Source organism: Candidatus Zixiibacteriota bacterium (assembly GCA_020853795.1).
GTDB lineage: Bacteria > Zixibacteria > MSB-5A5 > CAIYYT01 > CAIYYT01 > JADJGC01.
On sequence record JADYYF010000036.1, the window covers coordinates 1 to 5,777 of the forward strand.

At 58.6% G+C, this 5,777-nt stretch carries 5 protein-coding genes and 1 tRNA gene; 3 read left to right on the forward strand and 3 right to left on the reverse strand.

Annotated features, from left to right (window positions below):
* Positions 1–2: 2 nt before the first annotated feature.
* The 3 genes from IT585_02225 to IT585_02235 all read right to left on the reverse strand — a co-directional run bounded on the left by IT585_02225 (position 3) and on the right by IT585_02235 (position 2,749).
* Positions 3–78 (reverse strand) — tRNA-Glu (locus IT585_02225).
* An 81-nt stretch (positions 79–159) separates the two neighbouring features.
* The gene (locus tag IT585_02230) at positions 160–1,839 is read right to left on the reverse strand and encodes a protein kinase (GenBank protein ID MCC6962047.1); all 1,680 of its coding nucleotides are present in this window, start codon (positions 1,837–1,839) and stop codon (positions 160–162) included.
* Positions 1,840–1,921: 82 nt separating this feature from the next.
* Entirely contained in the window at positions 1,922–2,749 is an 828-nt protein-coding gene (locus IT585_02235; protein MCC6962048.1) for a T9SS type A sorting domain-containing protein, read from the reverse strand.
* 134 nt (positions 2,750–2,883) lie between these two features.
* Between IT585_02235 and tilS the strand changes: the two genes are divergently transcribed.
* The 3 genes from tilS to IT585_02250 form a co-directional block, all read left to right on the forward strand.
* Complete coding sequence (gene tilS / locus IT585_02240; protein ID MCC6962049.1) at positions 2,884–4,260, forward strand: tRNA lysidine(34) synthetase TilS; 1,377 nt, start codon at positions 2,884–2,886, stop codon at positions 4,258–4,260.
* Positions 4,247–4,804 carry a hypoxanthine phosphoribosyltransferase gene (gene hpt / locus IT585_02245; GenBank protein ID MCC6962050.1) on the forward strand — a complete coding sequence of 186 codons (558 nt, stop codon included), beginning with the start codon at positions 4,247–4,249 and terminating at the stop codon, positions 4,802–4,804. The genes tilS and hpt overlap by 14 nt, the downstream gene beginning before the upstream one ends.
* Positions 4,805–4,885: 81 nt before the next feature.
* Positions 4,886–5,777, forward strand: an 892-nt coding sequence (locus IT585_02250) for an ATP-dependent metallopeptidase FtsH/Yme1/Tma family protein (GenBank protein MCC6962051.1), incomplete at its 3' end; no start/stop codon positions are given.

The window sequence follows — 5,777 nt, forward strand, 5'->3', positions numbered from 1 at the left end:
AATGGCGTCCCCAACGGGAGTCGAACCCGTGTCGCCGCCGTGAAAGGGCGGTGTCCTAGGCCACTAGACGATAGGGACGTCCAGAGTGTGTCGAGTATACGCCCAGAATACGATTTGTCAAGGTCTTTGTTGGGGGCCGGATAGCGCGGCGGCAACGGATTAGAACCGGATGATGCCGCTGACGATGAGCACGACGAAGATCAGGCCGGCGAGGAAGAGGCCGCCCCAGAGCAGCAGGCGCAGCAGGTCGCGGTCGAAGATACCGGAGTCCTCCGGCGCTTCGGCGGCGGCGGTGGATTGTTCGCTGTTGAGCAGCTCGATCACCTCGGCGAACGACTTACAGCGATCGGAGGGGGCGGTTTTGATCATGCTTTCGATCAGGCCGCGCTGGAATTCGCCGGTTTCGCGGTTGGAGTCGATCCACATGAATTTGCCGTGAGTGTCGAAGGTGGGGATGCGATTGGTGAGCAACTGGTAGAAAATGATGCCGGCGGAGTAGATGTCGGCCTGTTTGCTTCTGCGGCGCTCGGGCGCTTGGTACCAGTTGACGGCATTCTTCTCGACATTGGGCATCAGCGCGAAATCGGCAATGCGCAGGTTCTCGTCGCGGTCGAAGAGGAGATTGGCCGGTTTGAGGTTGCCATGGACGATATTGTTCTTGTGGGCGAAGTCCATGCCGTGAGCGATCTGCAGCATCAGCTTACGCGCCTCGCGCCACTCGAGGGGCTTGACCAGCCGGTCAGCAAGCGAGCCGCCCTGCGCGTAATCCATGACGATGACCAGTTTGGCGTCATCCGCGCCGGCGCCGTGGATGCGCAGGATGTTTTGGTGGCTGAGATTGGAAAGCAGTTTGGCCTCGCGCAGGCCGATATCGGGCTTGTTCTGTTTCTTGATGACGAAGAGAGCGCGCGTCAGGCGGTCCTCAACGAGATAGGATGAGCTGTAGAGTCCCTCCTTGAGCGTCTCCAGAAACGCGCAATTGCCGACGAAATTCTTGATCTTAGTCGTGGGGGGATCGGTGGCGACGTTGTCGGACTTGCGGTACATGACGGCCAGCAGCTCGTCTTTCATCTCGACCGCCTTCTGGTAGCGATCGCGGCGGTCCTGCTGGAGGGCCTTCTGGACGATGTGATCGCAACCTTGCGGCGCCTGCGGGTTTAGTTCGGAGGGAAGTTTAAATCGGCCTTCCGGTTTGCGGCCGGTCAGGATTTCGTAGAGCATGACGCCGACGGCGTAGATGTCGGTAGTCTGATCGACGGTGGCGGAGTTTTCGCGCTGTTCGGGCGACATGTAGGAGTAGGTGCCCATGATGATGCCGGATTCGGTGCGTTCGGAAGTATCGTGCCCGAGGAGTTGGGCGATGCCGAAGTCGGCGACGAGCGCATTGTCGTCTCTGTCGATCAAGATATTGGCGGGTTTGATGTCGCGGTGGATGACGCCGTTTTTGTGGGCGTAGTCGAGCCCTTTGAGCACCTGCACCACGATCTCCAGTTTCTTTTCGATCGGCCAGTTGGAGTGCTGGAGAATTTGCTTGAAGTCGGTGCCTTCGATGTACTCCATCGCGAAGAAGAGGCGGCCGTTGTCCTCGCCGCGGTCGATGACATGGACGATATTGGGGTGGTTCATGCGCGCCAGCGTGGTGGCTTCGCGTTCGAAGCGGCGCACGAGTTCGTCATCGGCAGAAATCTTGTTCTTGAGGACTTTGATCGCGATCAGGCGGTTGAGCGAGCGCTGGCGGGCGAGGAAGATTTCCGCCAGACCGCCTTCGCCGATCTTGCGGAGAATATCGTATTCGCCGATCCGTTGGGTCGGCGATTTTGCCGGGGCCGTTTGGGTCATAGTTACAGCATTCGGGCGACATTCAAGCCCTATTCAGTTTTCGGCGGAACCTGTTCAGTTCTTGAGCGGCACTTTCGCGTAACTATTTGACCAAGGTCATCTTACGGGTCAGGCTGCCGAACGGCGTGTTCAAGCGATAGAAGTAGACACCGGAAGGGAGGGATGTGCCATCGAAAGCGATCTCGTGATCACCGGCAGAGAGATTCCCGGCGGCACCTCGCCAAACGACACGGCCAGTGATGTCAAAGACTTCGAGCGAGAGCGCGGCCGGTGTGGGGATTGAGAACGGAATCGTAGTGGCGGGATTGAAGGGATTGGGATGATTCTGTTGCAATACGAACTTCCCCGGAAGGACGACCGACTCGTCGGCCGCATCGGTGGGGACATCAGCGATGTGAATGCCGCCCCAGAGAAAGTCGGGGAGGATCATGAGGCCTTCGTCATCCGAGGCCTCCAGTTGGTCGAACCAGACGATTTCGTTCAGTTGGTGGCGGGTGCGGAAGGTGTCGATCGGGACAAATCCGGGAGTTGCATCGGGCCGCACACGGTAGTGGATGCGGAATAATTCATCATCATTGGGCTGGATCAGCGCGAGGAAGTTGACGTCGGGCAAGATGTCGGTGAAACCGCGGCGGTTAGAGTTGGAGAGTTGCGAATTGCGAACGAACTGCGGGCCGGCGATGCTGTTGGCGAAAGAGACGGAGTCGATGAGAATATCCGGGTCGTCAAGGATGAGGGGAACGCGAATTCCGGCAAGCGGGACGTCGGAAGTGCAGAAGACACCGACCGAGCCGGCAGCGCCGATCGGAGTCTGGACAATGGCCACGGTGACTGTGACCTCGCTCGCCGAAGCCACCGGTGGAAGGAGTGCCAGCAGAGTCAGAGCCAGGGTCGCTGCAACTTGACGCATTGATTGTGACACGTTTTCATCCCATGGTTAGATGCGGTAAGTATCAGTCCAATATAAGGCCTACACTGGGGTTCGTCCAGCGTTCCCTGACAAATTGACGGCCGGATGGTCGTCAGCAAGTTATATTGTCACAAATGGTATCGAAGAAAGCCAGTCGCAAGCCTGTGGATCAAGATCAACCTGCTGCCGTGCTGGTCGCCCTGTCGGGGGGACCGGACTCGGTAGCGCTGCTGCATCTTCTGGTAGAGAAGGCGAAAGCGGAAGGGGGACGGGTATACGCGGCGCACGTCAACTACCGACTGCGCGGGGCGGAGTCAGAACAGGACGAACGCTTTTGCCGCGAACTGTGCAAGCGGCTGAAGGTGCGGCTGTTTGTCAGGCGGTTGCGGGCGGGAGAGCTGGCGAAGGGAAATCTGCAGGCGCGGGCGCGGCGAATTCGCTACGAATTCTTCGATGCGATGTGCCGCAAGCACGAGATCGACGCGATCGCGATCGGGCATAACAAATCGGACAATGTTGAGACGCTGCTGATGAATCTCGGCCGCGGCGCGGGGACGTTCGGGCTGGGGGGAATTCGAAAGCGGACGGGGAAGATCATCCGGCCGCTGCTTGAATGGACGCGGGGGGAAATCGAAGCGTATCTGGGGAAGCATCAGTTGGCGCATCGGGTGGACAGCTCAAATCTGACCGAGAATTACTTGCGCAATCGCGTGCGGCGGCGGGTGCTGCCGGTGTTGCGCGAGGTGCTCGGCGCGCAGTCCATCAGCGCATTTGACCGCAGCGCGCGGGTGCTGGCGGAGCACGAAGAGTACTTGCGGCAGATCGGCGAGGAGATTTTGGTACGCGAGTCGACCCGAACGGCGTTCGGGAAAATTGTCCTTGATTTGACCAAATTGCGCGCCTATCATCCGCTGGTACGCCGCATCGTGCTGGCTCTGTGTTTTGAGCGCATGTCCGGCTCTTTGCAAGACTTTGATTTTGAAGCTACCGAACGGTTTCTGCGGGTACTGGAACGCGGCGAGGGACGGGTAGATCTTAAACGCGGACTGGTCGCCGAGGTCTGCAACGAGCGAGTGTATCTTCATCACGCCAAGAGCGCGGTGGCTCCGAAGCCGCTGGCGGTGAAACGCAGCGGGACGAGTAAACTTGCGGAATACGGGATCAGCCTGCGTCTCAGTTCAGCAACCGCCTGGCGCCGGAACGAGCGAATTCCCCGTGGCGACGGGTGCAGCGAGTTGATTGACGCTGACGCGCTGAAGGGCAGACTGACAGTGCGGACGATGCGGGCCGGCGACCGGTTTCGGCCGCTGGGTCTGAACGGCGATAAGAAGCTGTCGGATTTCTTCATCGATCGCAAGGTTGACCGACCGGTGCGCGAGGAGATTCCACTGCTGCTGGCGGGGCGAAAGATCATCTGGGTGATCGGCCAGGCTCTGGCGGATGAAGTGAAAGTGACCGATAAAACTGAGAGAGTGATCAAGTTGGAGGTCGCAAGTTATCGAGGCCTTTGATATCGGACGCAAACACAAAATCCTTATCAGCGAAGAGCAGCTGCAGCGCCGCATCCAGGAGTTGGCCGCTGAGATTACGCGTGATTACGGCGGGAAGAATCCGGTGATCCTGGGGACGCTCAAGGGGAGCTTTGTTTTTCTGGCGAGCCTGATCCTGAAGTTAGACTTTGATCTGCAGGTGGACTTTATTTCCGCGCGCTCTTACGGCAGTTCCGATACAACCTCCGGCGTGGTCGACCTCTTCAAGTATCTCTCGGTAGACATTCGCGACCGGCACATTTTGTTGGTGGAGGACATTGTCGATTCCGGCTTGACGCTGCGTATCCTGCTTGAGGATTTTGGGTTAGCTAAACCGCGGTCGATTGACGTAATTACATTGCTGAACAAGACGGCGAATCGCAAAGTGGAGGTGCCGATTCGCTATGTCGGGTTTGACATCGAATCGGATTTCGTGGTGGGTTTTGGTCTCGATTACGGGGAGAAGTACCGGAACCTCCCTTACATTGCGGTGTTAAACCGTGAGAGTGGGCGTGAAAAATCGTAGCTGGAGTAGATTTTGAACGAAAATAACATGTACCGGCAGCCGCCACAGATGCCGCCGCGACCGCGCAAGGGCGAGGATCCGATGAAGCAGCCGGATTCCGGCTGGAAACGCAACAGCCGCAGCATCATCTTCTGGCTGGTCTTCTTCCTGATCGTGATCGTCGTCGTGCGCTACATTTCGTCGCCGACTTCCGACCGCGCCGAGATCACGTATACCGAGCTGCTGCAACAACTTGAGCAGGGCAATATCTCCGATGTGACCTTCGTCGACCGCGAAGTGCGCGGTAAATTCAAGACCAAGTATCTGCCGGAAGGGCTGAAGGGCCGGACGGAAGGGGTGTCGGGTTTCCTGGCGCGGATACCGTTCGCCGACACCGACCTGGTGACCAAGATGAGCGAGGCGGGGGTGAAGATCAGCGCCGAGAAATCGGATGAGGGGTGGGTCGGCTATCTAATCACGCTGGCGCCGTTCCTGCTGATTATTCTGTTGTGGGTGTTTATCGTGCGCCAGATGCAAGGCGCCGGTCCGAAGGGGCTGTTTACGTTCGGCAAGTCGCGCGCCAAGTTGATGAGCGAGGATCGCCCGAAGGTGACCTTCAACGACGTGGCGGGCTGCGATGAGGCGAAGGAAGAGCTGGCGGAAGTTATCGAGTTCCTGAAGGAGCCGGGGAGATTCCAGAAGCTGGGCGGCAAGATTCCGAAGGGTGCACTTTTGGTTGGACCTCCGGGGACGGGCAAGACGCTTTTGGCGCGTGCGGTCGCGGGCGAAGCGGGAGTGCCGTTCTTCTCGATGTCCGGCTCCGACTTTGTGGAAATGTTTGTCGGCGTGGGTGCTTCGCGCGTAAGGGACCTGTTCGATCAAGGCAAGAAAAGCGCGCCGTGCATCATCTTCATCGATGAAATCGACGCGGTCGGCCGGTTGCGCGGCGCGGGTCTGGGCGGCGGTCATGATGAACGCGAGCAGACGCTGAATC